The organism is Candidatus Allofournierella excrementavium (assembly GCF_048526665.1).
Classification (GTDB): Bacteria; Bacillota; Clostridia; order Oscillospirales; family Ruminococcaceae; genus Allofournierella_A; species Allofournierella_A excrementavium.
Genome location: NZ_DBGFPE010000031.1, coordinates 1 through 20,994, shown reverse-complemented (window position 1 = coordinate 20,994; position 20,994 = coordinate 1). Strand labels below are relative to the sequence as shown.

At 63.0% G+C, this 20,994-nt stretch carries 14 protein-coding genes; 4 read left to right on the top strand and 10 right to left on the bottom strand.

Features of this window, described 5'->3' with window-relative positions:
• Window position 1 precedes the first annotated feature (1 nt).
• From ACMI1Q_RS07985 to dpaL, 3 genes are all read right to left on the bottom strand, one after another.
• A complete protein-coding gene (locus tag ACMI1Q_RS07985; protein WP_419503384.1) occupies window positions 2-1,708 on the bottom strand; it encodes an efflux RND transporter periplasmic adaptor subunit in 1,707 nt (568 codons plus the stop codon).
• Between the two features lie 189 nt (window positions 1,709-1,897).
• On the bottom strand, window positions 1,898-3,271 hold the full coding sequence (locus ACMI1Q_RS07980) for an alanine/glycine:cation symporter family protein (protein ID WP_419503383.1): 1,374 nt from the start codon (window positions 3,269-3,271) through the stop codon (window positions 1,898-1,900).
• Between the two features lie 57 nt (window positions 3,272-3,328).
• Window positions 3,329-4,543, bottom strand: a complete 1,215-nt coding sequence (gene dpaL / locus ACMI1Q_RS07975; RefSeq protein ID WP_419503382.1) for a diaminopropionate ammonia-lyase — start codon at window positions 4,541-4,543, stop codon at window positions 3,329-3,331.
• 255 nt (window positions 4,544-4,798) lie between these two features.
• Here dpaL and ACMI1Q_RS07970 point away from each other — a divergent pair, with 255 nt between their 5' ends.
• On the top strand, window positions 4,799-5,488 hold the full coding sequence (locus ACMI1Q_RS07970) for a GntR family transcriptional regulator (RefSeq protein WP_177522493.1): 690 nt from the start codon (window positions 4,799-4,801) through the stop codon (window positions 5,486-5,488).
• Between the two features lie 70 nt (window positions 5,489-5,558).
• Here ACMI1Q_RS07970 and ACMI1Q_RS07965 read toward each other — a convergent pair whose 3' ends face one another.
• The 7 genes from ACMI1Q_RS07965 to pth form a co-directional block, all read right to left on the bottom strand.
• A complete protein-coding gene (locus tag ACMI1Q_RS07965; RefSeq protein WP_419503393.1) occupies window positions 5,559-6,896 on the bottom strand; it encodes a D-alanyl-D-alanine carboxypeptidase family protein in 1,338 nt (445 codons plus the stop codon).
• A gap of 107 nt (window positions 6,897-7,003) precedes the next feature.
• Window positions 7,004-8,881: an ATP-dependent zinc metalloprotease FtsH gene (ftsH, locus tag ACMI1Q_RS07960; RefSeq protein WP_419503381.1), complete on the bottom strand. Its 1,878-nt coding sequence runs from the start codon at window positions 8,879-8,881 to the stop codon at window positions 7,004-7,006.
• 184 nt (window positions 8,882-9,065) lie between these two features.
• On the bottom strand, window positions 9,066-9,557 hold the full coding sequence (locus ACMI1Q_RS07955) for a hypothetical protein (protein WP_417025446.1): 492 nt from the start codon (window positions 9,555-9,557) through the stop codon (window positions 9,066-9,068).
• On the bottom strand, window positions 9,554-10,327 hold the full coding sequence (locus ACMI1Q_RS07950; protein ID WP_177522228.1) for a hypothetical protein: 774 nt from the start codon (window positions 10,325-10,327) through the stop codon (window positions 9,554-9,556). Before ACMI1Q_RS07950 ends, ACMI1Q_RS07955 begins: the two co-directional genes overlap by 4 nt.
• Window positions 10,328-10,404: 77 nt before the next feature.
• Entirely contained in the window at window positions 10,405-13,845 is a 3,441-nt protein-coding gene (gene mfd / locus ACMI1Q_RS07945) for a transcription-repair coupling factor (RefSeq protein ID WP_419503380.1), read from the bottom strand.
• A 134-nt stretch (window positions 13,846-13,979) separates the two neighbouring features.
• Window positions 13,980-15,002 (bottom strand): WG repeat-containing protein, encoded by a 1,023-nt coding sequence (locus tag ACMI1Q_RS07940; RefSeq protein WP_419503379.1) that lies wholly within the window; start codon window positions 15,000-15,002, stop codon window positions 13,980-13,982.
• 130 nt (window positions 15,003-15,132) lie between these two features.
• Window positions 15,133-15,726 (bottom strand): aminoacyl-tRNA hydrolase, encoded by a 594-nt coding sequence (gene pth / locus ACMI1Q_RS07935; protein WP_419503378.1) that lies wholly within the window; start codon window positions 15,724-15,726, stop codon window positions 15,133-15,135.
• Between the two features lie 264 nt (window positions 15,727-15,990).
• On the opposite strand from pth, the gene ppdK reads away from it, so the two are divergent.
• The 3 genes from ppdK to ACMI1Q_RS07920 all read left to right on the top strand — a co-directional run.
• Window positions 15,991-18,627 (top strand): pyruvate, phosphate dikinase, encoded by a 2,637-nt coding sequence (gene ppdK / locus ACMI1Q_RS07930; RefSeq protein WP_419503377.1) that lies wholly within the window; start codon window positions 15,991-15,993, stop codon window positions 18,625-18,627.
• A gap of 315 nt (window positions 18,628-18,942) precedes the next feature.
• Window positions 18,943-19,806, top strand: coding sequence for a ParB/RepB/Spo0J family partition protein (locus tag ACMI1Q_RS07925; RefSeq protein ID WP_178711314.1), 864 nt, complete (start codon window positions 18,943-18,945; stop codon window positions 19,804-19,806).
• 450 nt (window positions 19,807-20,256) lie between these two features.
• Window positions 20,257-20,994 (top strand): ParA family protein (locus tag ACMI1Q_RS07920; protein WP_419503376.1); only part of this gene is annotated, 738 nt, incomplete at its 3' end.

Sequence of the window (20,994 nt, the reverse complement as noted above, 5' to 3'; positions counted from 1 at the left end):
GTCAGCCTCCCATCCCGGGCCGGCCGCCGCCCATGTTGCCGCCGCCACCGCCGGAGAGCATGGCCCCGCCGCCGTCCGCGGGCGCGGCGATGACCACTCCACCGCCGCCCATCATCATGTCGGAGGGGGTGGTCACCTCTTCAGTGGCTTCCTCCAGGCTGGCGCTGGCCCGCACGATCATGCCCTCTTCCAGGTCCACGCCGCTGACTTCGGCGTAGTAGTCGTTGGTGGCGCCCACCACCACCTGCACTTCCTCAAAGACGGGCTCGCCGTTCTCTTCGCCGGACTGGACATAGATGACGGAGGTGCCGTCCTCCTTTTCCTCGATGGCGTCCAGGGGCACGGTGAACACGTCCTCGGTGGTGGACTGGATGATCTGCACCTTGGCGTTGGTGCCGATGAGCAGGCCGCTGTTTTCGTCGTCCACCGTCACCTCGGCGGAGAAGGTGCTGGAAGAGGAGCCGCCGCCGGAGGCGGTGGGCGAGATCTGGGTGAGGGTGCCGTTGATCTCGCCGTCGATCACGTCGCTGGTGATGACGGCGTGCATGCCCTCGCTGACGCTGTCGATGTCATACTCGGCGATGGTGATGGAGATCTTCAGGCTGTCGGTGTCCTGGATGGTGGCGGCGGCGCCGTCGATAGCGCTGCCCACCGTGGCGTTCACCGCGGTGACCTTGCCGGAGGTCTCGGCCTTCAGGGTGCATTTTTCCAGCTGGGACTGCAGTTCTTCCAGCTCGTCGCTCTCGCCGGCCTTGTTGTAGTTTTCCAGGGCGGTGTCGCGGCTTTCCTCAGCGGTCTCGCTGGTCTTGATGGCGTTCTCGTAGGTGGTCTTGGCCTGCTCGTAGGCGGTCTGGGCCTGGTTGTAGGCGCTGGAAAGGGCGGTGTAATTGGAGGCGGACTGGGCCGTCTGCAGATTGGCCTCAGCGGTCTTGAGGGTCTGCTCGGCAGACTTGTACTCCCCGTTGGCCTTCACCAGCGCATCCGCCAGGGCGGACAGGTCCGCCGCCGTGGAGGCGGCCTCGGAGGTGGCGGAGGTCACCGGGTCGCCGTTCTCGTCCACGGTGCCGCCGGCGGCGGTGTAGGCGTTCAGCGCCGCCTGCCGGGCGTTCAGCTTGGTGAGCAGGTCGGCGTTGGCGGCGTCCACCTCGGCCTGGTAACTCTTCACCGCGGCCGCCGCGGTCTCGTAGGCGCTCTTGGCGGAATCCCGCTCGTCCTCGGCCTCCTTCATGTCGTCGTAGGTGCTCTTGACGTTCTCTTCCGCCTCGGTGAGGCTGGCCTGGGCCTTTTCATACTGCTTCTGGGCTTCGGCCTTTGCGTCGGCCAGGCTCTCCTGCAATTTCCGGATGCTCTCCTCCAGCTCGGAGGTGTCCAGGGTGCAGATAACGTCCCCTTCCTCCACCGAGTCGCCCACCTGCACGTTCACCGTTTTCACGGTGTATTTCAGGTCGGTGGTCACGTTGGACACATCGCTGCTCTGCACCGTGCCGGTGGCGCTGATGGAGTCCTCCAGGGTGCCCTTTTGCAGGGTGACGGTGCGCACATAGCTGCCGCCCGCGGCGGGCAGGCTCACCGGGCGCACAAAGCGCCCCCGCAGCAAAAAGGCGGCCGCCGCCGCGGCCACCACCAGCAGCGCCAGTGCGATGACTGCTTTTTTGTGCCGGCCGGCAAAGGCAGCCGCGCCCGCACAGGCAGTTTTGATCTTGCTCATAAAATAATTCCCCCATTGTTCCTTGTCTTCGCCCGGGCCGGGCGAACGCTACGGTGTATTCTACGGGGGGATTGTGAAATCAGCCGGAAAGAACGGTGAAAATTTTGTGGAGGCGCACAAAAAGAAGACCGCGGAGGCCTTTGGGGGCCTCCGCGGCGTTCTTTATGAGAGAGAAGTAAGAGAGCTTTTTCAGTTTTTCGCCTTTTCCTTGTCCAGACGGCCGGTGTATTCCCGGAACAGCCCGAAGAACTTCTTGCTCAGCAGCAGGATGGCGATCATGTTGGGGATGACGATGAAGCCCACGGCCATGTCCGCCAGAGACCAGATGGCCTCGATGGGCATGGTCACCGCCAGGATGGGCGGCACGAAGAAGAACCACTGCAGGTACTTCAGGGCCTTCTCACCGAACAGATACTCGGTGCTGGTGCGGTACTCCACGAAGAAGCCCAGGTAGCTGGAATAGGTGAACAGGATGATGGCAACGCACAGGATGTAGGTGCCCCACTGGCCCCAGACGGTCTCGAAGGCGTTCAGGGTGAGCACCGCGCCGGTGGCGCCGCTGCTCCACACGCCGCTGGTGATGACGGCCAGAGCGGTGAGGGTGCAGATGACGATGGTGTCGATGAAGACCTCCAGCACGCCGTACATGCCCTGATGCACGGGGTGGTCGGTCTGGGCGGTGGCGTGCACGGTGGCGGCGGTGCCTTCACCGGCCTCGTTGGAGAAGATGCCGCGGGAAGCGCCGCGGCCCATGGCCAGCGCCAGGGTGGAACCGGCGAAGCCGCCCACCGCGGGCATGGGAGCAAAAGCGTACTTGAAGATCATGCCAAAGGCCTCGGGCACGTTGGCGATGTTGGCGATGACCACCACCAGGGTGCCCACGATGTACAGCAGGCACATGGGAGGAACGACCTTGCCGCAGAAGTTGCCGATCTTCTCCACGCCGCCGCGCACGATGATGAACACGCTCAGGGCCACCAGCACCACGCCGCTGACGATGAGGGGGATGCCGAAGGTCTCCTGGGCAGAGGTGGCCAGGGTGTTGGTCTGCACGAAGCAGGCGTCGGTGACCACCAGCACGAACAGGGCAACGGCGTAGAAGCCGCCCAGGAACTTGCCCAGGCCGCCGCCCAGGCCCTCACGGATGTAGTGCATGGGGCCGCCGTAGAACTCGCCGTTTTCGCCCTTCTTGCGGTAGGCCACCGACAGGGTGACCTCGGCCATCTTGGTCATCATGCCCACCAGGGCGATGACCCACATCCAGAACACGGCGCCGGGGCCGCCCACGGCGATGGCCGCCGCCACACCGGCGATGTTGCCGCTGCCGACGGTGCCCGCCAGCACGGTGGACAGTGCCTGATAGGGCTTGAGCTGGCCCTCGCCCTGGGAGCTGTCGCTGTCCTTCTTGAACACCTCGCCCACGGTCTTTTTCAGCACGGTGCCGAACTTGCGGATCTGGAAGAAGCCGGTGCCGATGGTGAGATACAGGCCCACGCCCACCATCAGGATCATCAGCGGCGTCCCCCACAGGAATTCTGTGATGCTTACCAGTTTGTCAAACATGATCCTTGCCTCCTTTTAATATATCGTCAGCCGCCCTCCTCGGGGTGCGGCCGAAGCTCAAAAACTGGGGTGCAGGCCGTCCCACACGATGCGGCGGTAGTTGGCCCGGTCGGTGTCGCCCTCGGTGGAGAAGCACAGCACGCGGGAATTCCCGTTCAGCTGCAGCGCCTCACGCAGCCAGTCCAGGCTCTCGTTCTGCATGACTTCCGCCACAAAGCCCAGGGTGGCCGCGCCGCTCTCGCCGGAGATGACCCGCACATCGCCCGGCATGGGGTTGCCCAGCACGCGCATGCCCTTGGCCGCCACATAGTCCGGGCAGGAGACGAAGTTGTCGGCGTGGTCCCGCAGGACCTCCCAGCCGATGGTGCAGGGCTCGCCGCAGGCAAGGCCCGCCATGATGGTGTCCATCCGGCCGGTGACGAAGTGCAGCTTGCCGTCGTTGGCCTGGGCGGTGCGGTAGATGCAGTCCGCCTTGTTGGGCTCCACGATGGTGATGATGGGCCGCTCCTCATCGCCGTAAAGGTCGGCGAAGAAGCCGGTCAGGCCGCCGCTCAGCGCGCCCACGCCCGCCTGCAGGAAGATGTGGGTGGGCCGCTGGGCACGGATCTGTTCCAGCTGCTGCACCGCTTCCAGCGCCATGGTGGTGTAGCCCTGCATGATCCAGGCGGGGATATCCTCATAGCCTTCCCAGGCGGTGTCCTGCACCATGACCCAGCCGTACTTCTCGGCGCCCTCGTTGGCAAGGCGCACCGCGTCGTCGTAGTTCAGGTCGGTGATGGAAGCGTCCGCCCCCAGGGCCTGGATGTTGTGCAGACGCTCCAGCGCGGAGCCCTGGGGCATGTAGACCACAGCCTTCTGCTTGAGGCGGTTGGCCGTCCAGGCCACGCCGCGGCCGTGGTTGCCGTCGGTGGCGGTGACAAAGGTGATCTCGCCCAGCTTGGCCCGCACCTCGTCGCTCACCAGCTTTTCATAGGGCAGCTCGCTGATGTCCATGCCCAGCCGGCCGGCGATGTAGCTGCCGATGGCGTAGCTGCCGCCCAGCACCTTGAAGGCGTTCAGGCCGAAGCGGTAGCTCTCGTCCTTGACGTAGACACTGCCCAGGCCCAGTTCGCCCGCAAGCCCGCCCAGATTCACCAGCGGGGTGGGGGTGTATTCCGGGAAGCTGGCGTGGAACGCCTGCACCTTTTTGGCGTTCTCGCAGCCAAAGCGTTTCACGTCCGACAGGCCCGTGCTCTCGTGGGAGCAGTGGACCGCCTTGAAGCTCTCGTTCATCTCCAATTACCTCTTTTCCGTGTTCCTCGGCGCATATTTCCGGTGGAGAAATATGCGATATATTGCATATTGAATATAGCGCCTTTATGCAACTTTTTCAACCTCTTTTTTGAAGAGTGAAGATTTTTCGTGCACAAGCGTGCATGGAAAGGGCGCAGAAAGGGATTTTGGCGCGGTTTTGTTGCACCCGATTTGCGGGCGTAGTATAATGATGTGATAGCACAGACCCAAGTTTACTGTTAAAGGAGTCCTATCATGCCGGTCCCTCAAGACACCCAGCCCCTGCAGCCCACCACGGCCAAGGAGCGGGTGCTGCAAACTCTGGCCCAGTGGCTCGTGGACGGAACGCTGGAGCCGGGCGAGCGCCTTTATGACGAGCAGCTCTCCCGCTATTTCCAGGTGAGCCGAACGCCCGTTCGGGAGGCGCTGCAGGTCCTGGCGGAAAAAGGGCTGGTGGAGATCCTGCCCGGGCGAGGCACCCGGGTCACGCCCATCGACCTTGCGTCGCTGCGGCAGAGCTATCCCCTTTTGTCTCATCTGCACGGATACGCGGTGCGGCTGGCCTTCCCCCTTGTGAACGACGAGGTCATCCGGGAGCTGAAGGCCCGCAACCTGGAATTATACCACTGCCTTTCCACCGGCGACCAGCTGCGCACCCAGGCGGCGGACGAGCAGTTCCATCAGGTGCTGCTGGACCTGGCGGCCAACAAGTATCTGAGCGCCTTCATCAGCGACCTGTCCATCCACATCGCCCGCACCGAGGTGCAGTTCTTCAAGCACAACGAGTTCCGCTCCCAGTCGGTGCAGGGCCACGAACAGATCATCGACGCGCTGCAGCGCCGGGACCTGGAAGGGGCGGTGCAGGCCACCGAGGACAACTGGATGCTGAACTTCCATCTGGTCATCGAGCCCGCCCTGCGCAAGCTGGAGGCGGACCGGCCGTGACGGGCGCTGAAAACAAAACGAAAACCGGGCGGGGCCTTCCCTTTGAGGGAAGGCCCCGCCCGTCTTTGTCTTATCTGGTTTTTGCGGCCCGCCGGGCGCGCTTTCTGCGCCTTGCCGAAGCCCGCGCCGCCCCGAAGAGCAGCAGCGCCGCCAGCACCGCCGCCGCGATGAAGGCGGGGGCAAAGGGACCCAGCTGTTCCTTATAGTAGAGCCAGGCGCTGCGCCGGCATGCGCCGGCGGTGACCAGCTCCACCGTGCCCACCGCTTCGCCGTCCACATAGACCACGGCCCGGCCCGCCGCCTGCCCGGCTTGCACCGGGGCCTCCAGCGTCTCGGGCACGTCCTCCGCCACCACCTCCACGGTGCTGTCCGCGCACTGGAGGGTGGTGAGGGTGGAGGCGGCGTAGAGGGCCACCGTGTCGGCCTCGGCGCACCACTTCACCGGCACGCTGGCCACGGGGGTCTCGGTGTTGGGCAGGGCCACCGGCCAGAAGTTCACCAGCGCCCAGTCGTAGAGGTCGGCGGTGGTGTGGAAGGCCCAGTTGAAGCCGTCCTCCGCCAGCTGGATGGGCGCGCCCATCACCACCAGCAGCCAGGTCATGCCCCCCGACTCGGCGCTGGACACGAAGCACCGGCCCGCCTCGTCGGTGAAGCCGGTCTTGATGCCCCGGATGTAGGGGCGGTAGAGTTCCTGGTCCGGCAGCTGCATCACGTTGGTGGTGGTGATGTAGTAGGCCGCGCCCTCGGGGGCGTCGGCGCTCTCGGGCGTGGTGTGCATGTTGGTGAGGGGCATCCAGTAGCCGGTCTGGGTGACCACCTCCATCAGCAGGTCGTTCTCCCGGAAGGCCCTGCCGATGAGGAACATGTCCCAGGCGGTGGAATGGTTGCCGTATTCCAGGCCGTAGAGGCCGTGGGCGCAGGTGAAGTTGGTGTTCTCGCACCCAAGCTCCGCGGCCCGGGCGTTCATCCTGTCAAAGAAGGCCTGCATGTTCCCATTGCCCAGGTAATAGGCGATGGCGCTGGTCGCGTCGTTGCCGCTGGGCAGAAGGCAGGCGTAGAGCAGGCTTTCCAGCGTGACCGTCTCCCCTATCTTCAGGTCCGCGTCCGAGCCGTTCTCCGCCTGGATGCGGTCGAACTCTTCGGAAAGGCCCTCGGGGATGGTGAAGGTGGCGGAGAGGTCCTCGCCGCTCTCCGCCAGAAGCAGGGCGGTCATCATTTTTGTCAGGCTGGCGGCGGCCCGCACTTCGCGGGAATTCTTTTCGTACACCACCGTGTCGGTGTCCACATTGTAGAGCACCACCGCCTCGGCGTTCACCGCGCCTTCCGGCGGGTCCCACCCGGCGGCGGCGGAAAGACCCCAGGTCAGCGCCGCCGCAAGGGCCAGCGCCAGGGCCAGGAATTTTTTCATCACGTCCCGTTTCCTCCCGTTTTTTGCTCCTTTCATTATACGGGAAGGAAGGCCGCCTTACAACCAACAAAAACTCCCGCCGCCCGAAAAGGGCGGCGGGACGGTGTTTACGGGTTCGTTTGCTCGGGCAGGGGCTGGCGGTTGAGGATCTCCATGAACTCCTCGCCGGTGATGCTCTCCCGCTCCATCAAAAAGGCAGCCAGCTCGTGGAGCTTGTCGATGTTCTCCTTGAGGATGCCCGTGGCCTTTTCGTGGGCCTCCTTGATGATGGAAAGCACCTCTTCGTCGATCTTTTCGGCGGTGCCTTCGCTGCAGGCCAGGGTGGAGTCGGCATTGAGGTACTTGCCGGCGGTGGTCTCCAGGGCCATCATGTCGAACTGGCGGCTCATGCCCAGGCGGGTGACCATCGACCGGGCAAGGCGGGTGGCCTGCTCGATGTCGCCCGACGCACCGGAGGTGTAGCTGCCGAAGATGAGTTCCTCGGCGGCCCGGCCGCCGGTGAAGGTGGCGATCTTGTTCAGCGCCTCCTGGCGGCTGAGGAGGTTCGTTTCCTCCTGGGGCACCTGCATGGTGTAGCCCAGCGCCCCGGAGGTGCGGGGGACGATGGTGATTTTCGTCACGGGGGCGCTTTCGGTCTGTTTGGCGGCCACCAGGGCATGGCCGATCTCGTGGTAGGCCACGATGCGCTTTTCCTTCTGGCTGAGCACCTTGTTCTTGCGCTGGTAGCCGGCGATCACCGTCTCCACCGCTTCCTCCAGGTCGCTCTGGCGCACGATGCGCCGCCCGTTCTTCACCGCCAGCAGCGCCGCCTCGTTGATCATATTGGCCAGCTCCGCGCCGGAGGCGCCGGAGGTGGCCCGGGCGATGGCCATGTAGTCCACGTTCTCGTCCATCATGACCTTTTTGGCGTGCACCTTCAAAATGGCGGCGCGGCCTTCCAGGTCGGGCAGCTCCACCGGGATGCGCCGGTCGAAGCGGCCCGGGCGCAAAAGGGCTTTGTCCAGCGTTTCGGGGCGGTTGGTGGCGGCCAGGATGATGACGCCCTTGGAGCCGTCGAAGCCGTCCATCTCGGTGAGCAGCTGGTTCAGCGTCTGCTCCCGCTCGTCGTTGCCGCCGATGCCGCCCGCGCCGTCACGGCTTTTGCCGATGGTGTCGATCTCGTCGATGAACACGATGCAGGGGGCCTTCTGGGCGGCCTGGCGGAACAGGTCCCGCACACGGGCCGCGCCCATGCCCACGAACATCTCCACGAATTCCGAGCCGGAGATGGAGAAGAAGGGCACATGGGCCTCGCCCGCCACCGCCTTGGCCAGCAGGGTCTTGCCGGTGCCCGGAGGGCCCACCAGCAGCGCGCCCTTGGGCAGGGTGGCGCCGATGCTGTTGTATTTGCCGGGGTTGTGGAGGAAATCCACGATCTCGGCCAGGGCCTCCTTGGCCTCGTCCTGGCCGGCCACGTCGGCAAAGGTCTTGCCGGTCTGGGCCTCCACATACACCTTGGCGTTGGACTTGCCGAAGCTCATGGCGTTGGGCCCGCCCATCTTTTTGAACATGTAGCGCATGAGCAGCTGCCCCGCCGCCGCCATGATGATGACCGGCAGCACCACGCCGAACAAAAGGTTCATGGCGGGGGACGCCTGGGTGGGCACCACGCCGCCGTACTGCACCGCCTCGCCGTCGGGGCCGGTGGCCAGCAGGATGCGGTCCACCCGGTCGGGGTCGTTGACGATGGCGGTCTGGCAGATGCGGTCACGCCCGTTTTCATCCTTCATCTGATAGGTGATGGTGCCGGCGGTGGAGTCCTCCTCCACAGCCACCACGCTGCCCGCCTCCAGGTCGGTCAGGAACTGGTTGTAGGTCACTTCGGTCACCGCGCCCCGCATCATCTGGGGGAAGATGAGCCAGTTGAACACCAGCAGCGCCACCAGCGCGCCGATGCAGTAATAGAGCAGCACTTTGTTGGGGTTTTTCGGCCCGCTTGTCTTCATAAAACACCGCCTTTTTCGGGTATTTTCCCCCGCCGTGCCCCGGCGGGGCGGGATGGCGGCTCGCCGCCTTATTTTCATGTTTATAGCATATCCTCTTGATATGAAGAAAATATGAACGAAGATAAAATCTTTTTGCGGCGCAAAAAAGCGGCCTCTGCCCTGATGGCAAAGGCCGCTTTGAAGTTCATTCCGGCAGGGTGATCTGCCCCAGGGGGATGCCGCCGGCATAGTCCTCAAAAAAGACGTCCAGGGTGCGGCTTTTCAGTTCCTCCGGGTCCACCCGCAGCACCATGCTCACCGGGGCGGTGCAGCCCTGGGGCACCTGGGGCCGCAGGGTGTAGGCAGCCTCGCTGTCCCACTCGGAGTCAAAGCGGGCGGCCCAGTCGTCCCCCTTTTGGGGCACGGCGGTGAAGGCGTATTCGTCCAGGTCCACCGGGCGCTGGCTGTGGTTGGCCAGCCGGAAGCTGACGAGGTAATAGTCGTAAAAGCTGTCGCCCCATTCGGGGGTCTCGATGGCCTGCACGCTCATCTGGTCGGCGGTCACGTTCCAGTCGGCGGCGTAGCGGGCGTTGTCCAGCCCGGACATGCCCGCCGCGAAGCGGGCCACGGCGGCGGCCAGGGCCAGGGCGGCCAGGGCCCACATGAGCAGGCCGGGACGGCTGTTCTGTCGGTTCATTCGCCGCTCACGCTCCCTTCCGTCACGGTCAGGGCAATGCCCGTCATGGCCGTTTCGCTGATGTCGTAGCTTCGGTCAAGGGTCTGGCACTGGAGCCACAGCGTGTGCCCCGCCGCGCCCTCCGGCACCAGGAAGTAGAGCCAGCCCTCGTCCATGGAGGCGCTCTGGAAGGCGTAGGGGTCCAGGGCCTCGGCGGCCAGCTCGGGGTAGAACTTCTCCAGGTCGTAGGTCTGGATGGCGGGATAATAAATGTCCCCCGCCTGCAGGAACGCGTCGGCGGCCCAGTCGGAGCGGTAGTCCTGCTCCTTGTCCACCTCGCACCAGACGCGCACCACCTCGGCGCCCTCCTCGGTGCCCCGGATGCCGCCCAGCCGCTGGGCTTCGCCCACCAGCACCTGCCGCCCGGCGGGGCCGAAGGCGAAGGCCTCGTTCTGAGCGGCGCTTTCCGTCGCGGCCTCGGGCACATAGGCGGCCTGGGCCTGCCCGGCTTTGGTGGCGCGGGTCACCAGCGGAAAGGCCACGCACTCCACCGCAAACACCGCCAAAAACAGGATGAACAGCACCAGCGCCGGTCGGCTGACCCGCCGGCGCACCGGCGCGGGCGGGGCCCAGAGCTCCGGGTCCTCATCGTACTGGGGCTCCGCCTCTTCCTCCGCCTGGGGCACAAAGGCCTCCGGCGGGGCCTCGTTGTAGCGCCCGCAATGAGGGCAGATGCCATTGTTCACCGCGGGGTCATAGCGCAGCCCGCAGTTGGAACAAAGAATCTTCATCGCCGTATCCTCCCCTTTTGCAGCCCCCCTTCCGCAAAGGGGCGTTTTTTCTATTATATCGCCCGAACGGCGGCTTTTCAATCGTTCACAAGGGTTTCCAGCACCGCCCGCAGCGCGGTGAGCGGCGCTTCGCCCCGGTCCACCCGCACCGCCAGGTAGGGCTTTGCCCCGGCGTTCACCATCACCCGGCCGGGCAGCGCCGCCGTGGCGGCCTTGATGGCGGCGGGGGTGAGCTTGTCGGAATAGAGCAGCAGGGTGTCCCGCTTCTGGCCTATTTCGTAGACCCCCGCCTTGGCCGCCGTGACCCGGATGAGGGAGATGTCCACAAGGCCGGACACGCTCTTCGGCACATCGCCGTAGCGGTCGATGAGCTCGTCCAGCACGTCGGAGGCGTCCTCGGCGGTCTCGATGGCGGCGATGCGCTTGTAGGCCTCGATGCGGCCCGCCGCCTCGGGGATGTAGCTGTCGGGGATGTAGGCGTCCACCGTGATGTCGATGAGGCAGTCCGCCTTGTCCGGCGGCGGGGCCTCGCCCTTGGCCAGCGCCACCGCCCCGGCCAGTATCTTCATATAAAGGTCATAGCCCACCGCCTGCATGTGGCCGTGCTGGCTCTGGCCCAGAAGGCTGCCCGCGCCGCGAATTTGAAGGTCCCGCATGGCGATGCGGAAGCCCGAGCCGAAGCTGGTGAACTCCCGGATGGCGGAAAGGCGCTTGGCCGCCACGTCGGTGAGGACCTTGTCCCGCCGGAAGGTGAAGTAGGCGTAGGCCTTGCGGCCGGAGCGGCCCACCCGGCCCCGTATCTGATACAGTTGGGCCAGGCCCATGCGGTCGGCGTCCTCGATGATGAGGGTGTTGCAGTTGCGCACGTCTACGCCGGTCTCGATGAGGGTGGTGCACACCAGCACGTCGATGTCGCCGTCCAGCAGCTGCTGCCACACCTTGCCCAGCTGCTCCTCGGTCATCTTGCCGTGGGCAACGCCCACCCGGGCGCCGGGCACCATCCGCCCCACCATGCCGGCGGTGGCCTCGATGCTGTCCACCCGGTTGTGCAGGTAGTAGACCTGCCCGCCCCGGGCCAGCTCCTTCTTGATGGCCTCCGCCAAAATCACCGGGTCGTACTCCATCACATAGGTCTCGATGGGCTGGCGCTCCACCGGCGGCTCCTCGATGGTGCTCATATCCCGGATGCCGCTCATGGCCATGTTCAGGGTGCGGGGGATGGGCGTGGCCGAGAGGGTGAGCATGTCCACCCCGATGAAGGCCTCCTTCAGCTTCTCCTTGTGTTTGACGCCGAAGCGCTGTTCCTCGTCGATGATGACGAGCCCCAGGTCGTGGAACTTGATGTCGTCGCTGAGCAGCCGGTGGGTGCCCACCACGATGTCCACCGTGCCGGAGCGCAGGCCCTTGATGGTCTCCTCCTGCTGCTTTTTGGTGCGGAAGCGGGACAAAAGGCCCAGCTTGATGGGAAACGCCTCCATCCGGGCCAGCATGTTGCTGTAATGCTGCCAGGCCAGGATGGTGGTGGGGGCCAGGATGGCGCACTGCTTGCCGCCCATCACGCACTTGAAGGCCGCCCGCAGGGCCACCTCGGTCTTGCCCACGCCCACGTCGCCGCAGAGCAGCCGGTCCATGGGCCAGGGGTTCTCCATGTCCTTTTTTATCTCGGCGGCCGCCGCCAGCTGGTCGGCGGTCTCCTCGTACTCAAAGCGGGTCTCGAAGTCCCGCTGCCAGTCGCCGTCCGGCGGGAAAGCGGTGCCCTTGGCCTGCTGGCGCTTGGCGTAGAGGGCGATGAGCTCCTGGGCCATCTCGGCGGCGGCGGCCTTCACCTTGCGGCGGGTGCGGGTCCACTCCTGGCCGCCCAGCCGGGCCAGCTTCACCTTCTCCTCGTCGCCGGGGGCGGTGTAGCGGCTGAGCAGGTCCAGCTGGGTCACCGGCACATACAGGGTGTCGCCCTTGTCGTAGAGCAGTTTCAGATAGTCCTTCACCACGCCCTGCACTTCCAGCCGCTGGATGCCGGTGTACATGCCGATGCCGTGGTTCTGGTGCACCACGTAATCGCCGGGGGCGATGTCGGTGAGGCTGGAAAGGGCGTTTTTGTCTTTTTTGCGGGCGGGCTTTTTCTTTTCGCTCTCCCCCGCCCGGCGGCTGGTGAGCAGGGCGTAGCGGGCAAAGGGGTACTCCGCGCCGGCGCTGGTGTGGCCGGTGCGCACCGCCACCGCCCCGGGGCTGGCCACCATGTCTTTTGCGGTGCCCGCCCGGAAGCCCTTGTTCACCAGGTCCTTGGCCAGGGCAGCGGCGGCCCGCTCGGTGCCCGCCAGCACGTCCACCGCGAAGCCCTGGCGGGTGAGGTTTTCCAGGTCCTCCGCCAGGGAGGCCACCTCGCCGGAGAAGGGCGGGCGGGCGTGGGCGGGGGCGTTGATGATCTCTTTCAGTTCCAGGCCCGGCAGGGTGCGGGCAAAGTTCTCGCAGCAGATGCTGGAGTGCTTCTGGGCCGCCGCCAGCAGGTAGGGCATGTCCTCATAGAGCACGTCCAGCCCGGGGCAGAGCACCCCCTGCTCGTAGAGGCCTTTCAGCTCCTCGCTGCGGCGGAAGGCGGTGGCCTTCTGGGCCTCCCGGATGGCGCTGGGCTCCTCCAGCACCAGAATGGGCGCGTCGAAATAGTCCAGCAGGGTGGCGGGCTTTTCGTAGCGCACCCCCATGTATTTGTCCAGCGCCTCGGGCACAAGGCCCGCGTCCAGCTGGGCAAGGTCGGTTTCCATGGCCTTTTCCATGGCGGCGGCCCGGCGGCCCTTCTCTTTGGCCAGGGCGCTGCGCAGGGCGGCGGCGGTCTCGGGCGCGGAGCCGAACAGCACCTCCCGGGCCGGGCTGATGTGCAGCTTTTCCAAATCGCCGTCCCGCCGCTGGCTGAGCACGTCGAAGGTGGAAAGGGTGTCTATCTCGTCCCCCCAGTACTCGCACCGGGCGGGGCTTTTGGCCTCGGGGGGCCAGATGTCCACGATGCCGCCCCGCACGCTGAACTGGCCCGGGCCCTCCACCTGGCCCCGCCGGTGGTAGCCCGCGTCGAACAGGCGCTCCTCCAGCTTGGTCAGGGGCAGTTCCAGCCCGGGCTTCAGGGTCAGGGTGTTGCGGCAGAATTCCTCTTTGGGTATGGTGTACTGCAAAAGGGCCTCGGCGGGCACGCACACCGCCCCGAGGCGCTCGCCCACCAGATCGCCCAGCACTGCCAGCCGCCGGTATTCATATTCCCGCCCGGCGCCCTCGATGGGCCGCAGCAGAAAGTCCCGGGGCGGGAACACCGCCGCCGGAAGGCCGAAGGTGGAAAGGTCCGCCGCGAGGCGGGTGGCCTCCGCCTCCCCCGCCGTGACCGCCAGCAGGGGGCGGCGGCTCTCGGCGGCCAGCAGCGCCAGCATCTGGGCGCGGCCCGCCGGGGGCAGGCCGAAGAGGGCCGCCGGGCCGGTGACGGCCAGGTGGCTTTTGAGTTTTTTGTATTCCGCGGTGCTTTTGAGGATGTCGAACATGGAGTCACCTTTCTGAAAACAGCCGTTTTGGGGCACAGGGCAGCGCCCCGTCGGGCCTTGCCCGGCGGGGTGCGCGTTTTTTCTATGCTTCTATTGTAGCGGCAAAACCTGCCGAACGCAAGGGAAACGCGCCGTCAGCCCGGCAGTTCCACCGCGCCCCATTTCCCTTCGGTCTTCACCCACAAAAGGCCGCCGAAGGCGGGGGCCGCGTCCTCCACCTGGCCCGGCTTCAAAAGCCAGCTGCCGTCGGCTTTCAGCACGCCGGTGACGCCCTCCTGTTTCACCACCACGCAGCCCTCGGTGAAGGGGGCGGGATAGATGCCGGTGGTGGGCTCGTTCTTTTCCGTCTCGCTGTTCCAGTCCCACCGTACGCCCCAGAAGGCGTCGTACTCGCAGGGAATGATTTCCCTGCCCGCCGTATCCACATAGCCCCACTTGCCCTCCTTGCAGACGGCGATGGCCTCGTCGGTGCCCATGCAGGCGGCCTCATAGACAAAGTCGGTGAGCAGCGTTCCGTCGGATGCGGCCACCGCGAAGCGGCCGTCGTGCTCCAGCGCGAAGTCCTCCCAGGTGGCGGGGTCCTCGCCGGTCCAGTCGGCGCGCAGGGTCCCCTGCTGCACCGGGATGAGACCGGGCAGGCCTTCGATCTCGGCCAGCGGGCGGATGGTCATGCTGGCCTCGCCGAAGCTGACGGCGCTCACCGCGCCCGCCTCGTCCGCCAGAAAGCGGTTGGAGCCGCCGCCGTGGCCCACCTCCATGCGGTAGCTGGTGCCGATGCTCTCCAGCTGGGCGTCCAGCTCTTCCAGGGTCTCCCAGTCGTACCAGCGCTCCCCTTCATAGAGGCCCTGGTCGTAGAGATGCCCCGCGCCGCAGCGAACGGGCTGGGTCACAAAGGCCGCCGACGCGGCCACGTCGCCGCTGGCGGCGTTCAGCACGCCCCAGCCGGCGGGGCTCTGCGCCAGATAATACCCCGCCTCGCCGGGGCGGCGGCTCACCATGCCGGCGGCCACGGTGGCGGTGTCCGCCACAGGCTCCACCGCCTCGAACTCGCCTGCGGGCTCGATGGCCCACTTCATGCTTCTCAATGTGCCGGCTCCGCAGCCGGAAAGGCTCAGGCCCAGAACTGCCGCCAGGGCCAGCGCTGCCAAACGCTTCATAAGACGCGTCCTCCTTTCGGGCGGGCGGCTTTTTGCGCCCGCACTTATAAAACGAAACAGAACGGGCGCTTTATCGCATCCGGCATGTAAAAAAACCGTGTCGTTTTTGCAAACGACACGGTTTTGCCTTTCAGCGGTTGTAGCGGTTCTGGGCTTCGGAGAGTTTGCCCTCCATGATGAGCTCCACGGCGTTTGCCACGTCCTCCAGCCGGCTTTCGAAGGCCTTGCGGTCGGCGCCGGAAATGCGGCCCAGCACCCAATCGGCCAGGTCGTATTCGGGATTGGGCTTTTCGCCCACCCCCAGCCGCACCCGGGGGAAATCCTGGCTGCCCAGCCGGGCGATGATGTCCTTGAGGCCGTTGTGGCCGCCCGCCGAGCCGGAGGGCCGGATGCGCACCTTGCCGGGGCTTTGGGTCACGTCGTCGCACAGCACGATGACATGGGCGGGGTCTATCTTATAAAAATCCGCCGCCGCGCCGATGCTCCGGCCGGAAAGGTTCATGAAGGTCTGGGGCTTGAGCAGGATGACCTTGTGCCCGTTCACCGCCGTCTGGGCCAGCAGGCCCTCGAACTTGACACGGGGGGTGGGGGCGTTCCAGCGGCCGGCGATGAAGTCCAGCGCGTCAAAGCCCGCGTTGTGGCGGGTGCCCTCGTATTTTTTGCCGGGGTTGCCAAGGCCTGCCACCAGCCAGTCGGCCCCGGCGCTCTGTTTTTTGAAAAACATGGGTGCTCTCTCCTTTTTTCGGGGGGCGGGCCGCGCCGTTTTTGCCGCGGCAGAACCTGCCCCAGTTTAAGTTTACATACTTTTTTGCCCTTTGCAACCCCGAAGGGGGCCCGGATCGCAAAAAAATCCACAAATCCATGGATAAAAACGTTAAAACCTCTGGCGCTTGGCGGCGCGATTTGCTATAATATTATGCGCGTTCTTATCGTTTGGCGGGGCATCCCGCCCCGCGGGACGTGGAATCTTTTATGGAGGTCGAGAATATTGAGCAAGAAGTATCTGTACCTGTTCAGCGAAGGCAACAAGGACATGCGCGAGATCCTTGGCGGCAAGGGCGCGAACCTGGCCGAAATGACCAACGCGGGCATGCCTGTGCCTCAGGGCTTCACCATCAGCACCGAAGCCTGCACCCAGTACTACAAGGACGGTCGCCAGATCAACGAGGAGATCATGGCCGACATCTACGAGTACATCGGCAAGATGGAGGAGATCACCGGCAAGAAGTTCGGTGACTTGAAGAACCCCCTGCTGGTGTCTGTGCGTTCCGGCGCCCGCGCCTCCATGCCCGGCATGATGGACACCATCCTGAACCTGGGCCTGAACGACGAAGTGGTGGAGGGCCTGGCCGCCAAGACCGGCAACCCCCGTTTCGCCTACGACAGCTACCGCCGTTTCGTCCAGATGTTCAGCGACGTTGTTATGGAGCTGAGCAAGAGCGACTTTGAGAAGATCATCGACGAGATGAAGGAAGCCAAGGGCGTGAAGCTGGACACCGAGCTGGACGCCGACGACATGAAGGCTCTGGTCGTGAAGTTCAAGGACCTGTACAAGAGCAAGATGGGCAGCGACTTCCCCGCCGACCCGAAGGTCCAGCTGATCGAGGCCGTCAAAGCCGTGTTCCGCAGCTGGGACAACCCCCGCGCCAACGTCTACCGCCGCATGAACGAGATCCCCTACGACTGGGGCACCGCCGTCAACGTGCAGGCCATGGTGTTCGGCAACAGCGGCAACAACAGCGGCACCGGCGTTGCCTTCACCCGCAACCCCGCCACCGGTGAGAAGGCCCTGTTCGGCGAGTACCTGATCAACGCTCAGGGCGAGGACGTGGTCGCCGGTATCCGCACCCCCTCCCCCATCGCTCACCTGAAGGACCAGATGCCTGAGGTGTACGACCAGTTCGTGGAGATCGCCACCCGCCTGGAGAACCACTACAAGGATATGCAGGACATGGAGTTCACCATCGAGGATGGCAAGCTCTACATGCTGCAGACCCGTAACGGCAAGCGCACCGCCGCCGCCGCTCTGAAGATCGCCGTCGACCTGGTGGACGAGGGCATGATCGACGAGCGCGAGGCCGTTCTGCGCGTTGAGCCCAAGCAGCTGGACAGCCTGCTGCATCCCCAGTTCGACGCCGAGGCCCTGAAGAAGGCCGAGGTCATCGGCAAGGGCCTGGCCGCCAGCCCGGGCGCTGCCTGCGGCCAGGTGGTGTTCACCGCCGAGGACGCCAAGGAGAGCGTTGAGAACGGCAGCATGAAGAAGGTCGTTCTGGTCCGTCTGGAGACCAGCCCCGAGGACATCGAGGGCATGGTGGTTGCGCAGGGCATCCTGACCGTTCGCGGCGGTATGACCAGCCACGCCGCCGTTGTGGCCCGCGGCATGGGCACCTGCTGCGTTTCCGGCTGCGGCGAGATCGTCGTGGACTACGACAAGCAGGAGTTCACCCTGGGCGGCAAGACCTACAAGCGCGGCGACTGGATCTCCATCGACGGCTCCACCGGCAACATCTACGGCGAGGCTATCCCCACCGTTGAGGCTTCCATCAGCGGCGACTTCGGCCGCTTCATGGGCTGGGCCGACGCTGCCCGTCAGCTGAAGGTCTTCACCAACGCCGACAACCCGCGCGATGCCAAGCAGGGCGTCAACTTCGGCGCCGAGGGCATCGGCCTGTGCCGCACCGAGCACATGTTCTTCGAGGCCGACCGCATCAAGGCCGTGCGCGAGATGATCGTTGCCGAGAACGTTGAGGACCGCAAGAAGGCCCTGGCCAAGATCCTGCCCTATCAGCAGGGTGACTTCGAGGCCATGTACAAGGTCATGGGCGAGCGCCCGATGACCATCCGCTACCTGGATCCCCCGCTCCATGAGTTCCTGCCCACCAAGGAAGAGGAGATCGTGGATCTGGCCAAGGATCTGGGCGTGAGCGTTGAGAAGCTGCACACTGTCATCGACAGCCTGCACGAGTTCAACCCGATGATGGGCCACCGCGGCTGCCGTCTGGCTGTCTCCTACCCCGAGATCGCCGAGATGCAGACCACCGCTGTGATCAACGCCGCCATCAACGTCTCCAAGGAGACCGGCGTGAAGATCGTTCCCCACATCATGATCCCCCTGGTCGGCGAGGTCAAGGAGCTGAAGTTCGTCAAGGACGTGGTCGTGGCCACCGCTGACAAGATCATCGCCGAGGCCGGCGTTGACATGAAGTACGAAGTGGGCACCATGATCGAGATCCCCCGTGCGGCCCTGACCGCCGACGAGATCGCCAAGGAGGCCGAGTTCTTCAGCTTCGGCACCAACGATCTGACCCAGATGACCTTCGGCTTCAGCCGTGACGACGCGGGCAAGTTCCTGAGCTACTACTACGACAACAAGGTCTACGAGAGCGATCCCTTCGCTCACCTGGACCAGAACGGCGTGGGTAAGCTGGTGGAGATGGCCGCGAAGCTGGGCCGTCAGACCCGTCCCGAGCTGGGCCTGGGCATCTGCGGCGAGCACGGCGGCGACCCCACCAGCGTGGAGTTCTGCCACCGCGTGGGTCTGGACTATGTGTCCTGCTCTCCCTTCCGTGTGCCCATCGCTCGTCTGGCCGCCGCTCAGGCTGCTATCAAGAACCCCCGCAAGTAAGAGTTCTGTCATTCACCATTGGATTTGATGAAGCGCAAACCTTCTATAAATCCCATGGATACGGCATAAAACCATCAAAATGGCATGATTTGACCGTGGAGGTTTATATCTAATCACCAAAACCCCCGTACATTCCCAATTGGGCAATGTGCGGGGGTTTTTTGTTGTTATTTTGGGCTGTTTGTACAAATCTAAACGGGAACGCAAAAATGTATTCTGATTTCAAAAATACATTTTGTCCATGCTCGCTGCTATTTTCACAGCAGCCAATTCCGTAATTTTGGACGAATTCAGCTTTCAGTAAAGGAGGCCATTATGAGACGAGACGATCAAAGGCAAGCAGTAAAAAACATTCCCTTGGAACAACTGAAGCCATTTAAGAATCATCCCTTTCAGGTACGAGACGATGAGGAATTTCGGCGTCTTGTTGAGAGCATTGAAATTCACGGTGTAATTCATCCAGCGGTGGCTCGCCAGATTGGTGAGGATTGTTATGAACTAATTTCTGGTCATCGACGCAAAGCGGCTTGTGAAGTATTGGGTTACTCTGAGATGCCTGTTTTAGTCCGGTCTATGACGGATGATGAGGCAGTTGTAAACATGGTAGATGCAAACCTTCAGCGTGAAACGATTCTCCCAAGTGAAAGAGCCTTTGCATACAAAATGAAGTTGGTAGCTATGAGCCATCAGGGGCGTAAAGGATTTACTTCCGCCCAACTTGGGCGGAAGTGTGTCGGAAAAGAATCCAGAGAGTTAATTGCTGAACAAGTCGGTCAAAGTCGCAACCAAATTTCTCGCTATATCCGTCTTACTGAATTGATACCAGAAATCCTTGAAATGGTTGATAATCGAAAAATGGCATTGAATCCAGCAGTATCTATTTCCTACTTGGACAAGAAGCAACAGAAGCTACTATATAAGGTAATGGTAGCACTAAAAGCAACCCCATCTATTTCTCAGGCAAAAGCCATCCGAGAAAAGGCCAGTGAATCAGACTTTACAGAAGATTACTTGGTTTGTATCTTATCGGAAAAGAAACCAAACCAGAGAGAGCCGATGATTGTTGAAGAAGAAGAAATCAAGCAGTATTTCCCCTCGCATTACAATAGTGAACAGATGCACAACACGATTTTACTGTTGATTAGAAATTGGAGTAAAAAGCGTGGCTACACACAATAAAAGGTCATTATACCTTGTCACAACAGGGAGCAGAAAAATTTTCTGCTCCTTTTTTTATTTTTTGCGCAACAAACGGCCTCTGCCGTGGCCTACAAGTGAGAGTTACATCTCGTGGACCTTGAAAATTCAGAAGAACATCAGGTACAACCGTCCCTCGGAGAGCCACTCCGGTGATACGCCATGACGCCTACGGGTCGAGCGACTTCCCTATCGCCGGTAAAGAGCTTGATAACTTGAGGCCACGATCCAGGGACAGGGGGAAAACTTACACTCAGCCACAGTCCGAGCGTTAAAAGCGTCGCAGGCAATGGGAGTGTCCGGTACAGAACCGTGATAAATGAATCCTAAATCAAAAGGATGCCGAAATGTTCTTGATTTTAAGAAAACCCAAGGGGGTAGTTTACCCTCTTTACATTCCATCTTCTGTTCAAGACACAGGAGGAAACTGAAATGAACACACAAATTATCGCCATCGCCAACCAGAAAGGCGGCGTTGGCAAGACAACCACCTGCGCAAATCTGGGTATCGGGCTGGCGCAGACGGGGAAGAAAGTTCTGCTGATCGACGGAGACCCGCAGGGCAGCCTGACCATCAGCCTGGGCCATCCCCAGCCGGACAAGCTGCCCTTTACTCTGTCCGACGCGATGGGCCGTATCCTGATGGACGAGCCGATGCGCCCCGGCGAGGGCATCCTGCACCACCCGGAAGGCGTTGACCTGATGCCTGCCGACATCCAGCTCTCCGGCATGGAGGTCTCCCTGGTAAACGCTATGAGCCGAGAAACCGTTCTGCGACAATATCTGGACACGCTAAAGGGGCAATACTCTCATATCCTCATCGACTGCCAGCCCTCCCTGGGTATGCTTACAGTCAACGCACTGGCTGCCGCTAATAGGGTTATAATCCCCGTCCAGGCAGAGTATCTTCCCGCCAAAGGTTTGGAGCAGCTTTTACAAACTATCAATAAGGTTCGTAGACAAATCAATCCCAAGCTGCAAATTGATGGGATTCTGCTGACGATGGTAGACAGCCGAACTAATTTTGCCAAAGAAATCTCCGCTCTCCTACGCGAAACCTATGGCAGTAAGATCAAGGTGTTTACATCAGAAATTCCTCATTCTGTCAGGGCTAAGGAGTTCAGTGCTGAAGGAAAAAGCATTTATGCCCATGATCCTAATGGCAAAGTG

Bases quoted from the DNA above. Each gene is read 5' to 3' on its own strand.
- ACMI1Q_RS07985 (WP_419503384.1), bottom strand. From the start codon at position 1,708: ATGAGCAAGATCAAAACTGCCTGTGCGGGCGCGGCTGCCTTTGCCGGC.
- ACMI1Q_RS07980 (WP_419503383.1), bottom strand. From the start codon at position 3,271: ATGTTTGACAAACTGGTAAGCATCACAGAATTCCTGTGGGGGACGCCG.
- dpaL (WP_419503382.1), bottom strand. From the start codon at position 4,543: ATGAACGAGAGCTTCAAGGCGGTCCACTGCTCCCACGAGAGCACGGGC.
- ACMI1Q_RS07970 (WP_177522493.1), top strand. From the start codon at position 4,799: ATGCCGGTCCCTCAAGACACCCAGCCCCTGCAGCCCACCACGGCCAAG.
- ACMI1Q_RS07965 (WP_419503393.1), bottom strand. From the start codon at position 6,896: ATGAAAAAATTCCTGGCCCTGGCGCTGGCCCTTGCGGCGGCGCTGACC.
- ftsH (WP_419503381.1), bottom strand. From the start codon at position 8,881: ATGAAGACAAGCGGGCCGAAAAACCCCAACAAAGTGCTGCTCTATTAC.
- ACMI1Q_RS07955 (WP_417025446.1), bottom strand. From the start codon at position 9,557: ATGAACCGACAGAACAGCCGTCCCGGCCTGCTCATGTGGGCCCTGGCC.
- ACMI1Q_RS07950 (WP_177522228.1), bottom strand. From the start codon at position 10,327: ATGAAGATTCTTTGTTCCAACTGCGGGCTGCGCTATGACCCCGCGGTG.
- mfd (WP_419503380.1), bottom strand. From the start codon at position 13,845: ATGTTCGACATCCTCAAAAGCACCGCGGAATACAAAAAACTCAAAAGC.
- ACMI1Q_RS07940 (WP_419503379.1), bottom strand. From the start codon at position 15,002: ATGAAGCGTTTGGCAGCGCTGGCCCTGGCGGCAGTTCTGGGCCTGAGC.
- pth (WP_419503378.1), bottom strand. From the start codon at position 15,726: ATGTTTTTCAAAAAACAGAGCGCCGGGGCCGACTGGCTGGTGGCAGGC.
- ACMI1Q_RS07925 (WP_178711314.1), top strand. From the start codon at position 18,943: ATGAGACGAGACGATCAAAGGCAAGCAGTAAAAAACATTCCCTTGGAA.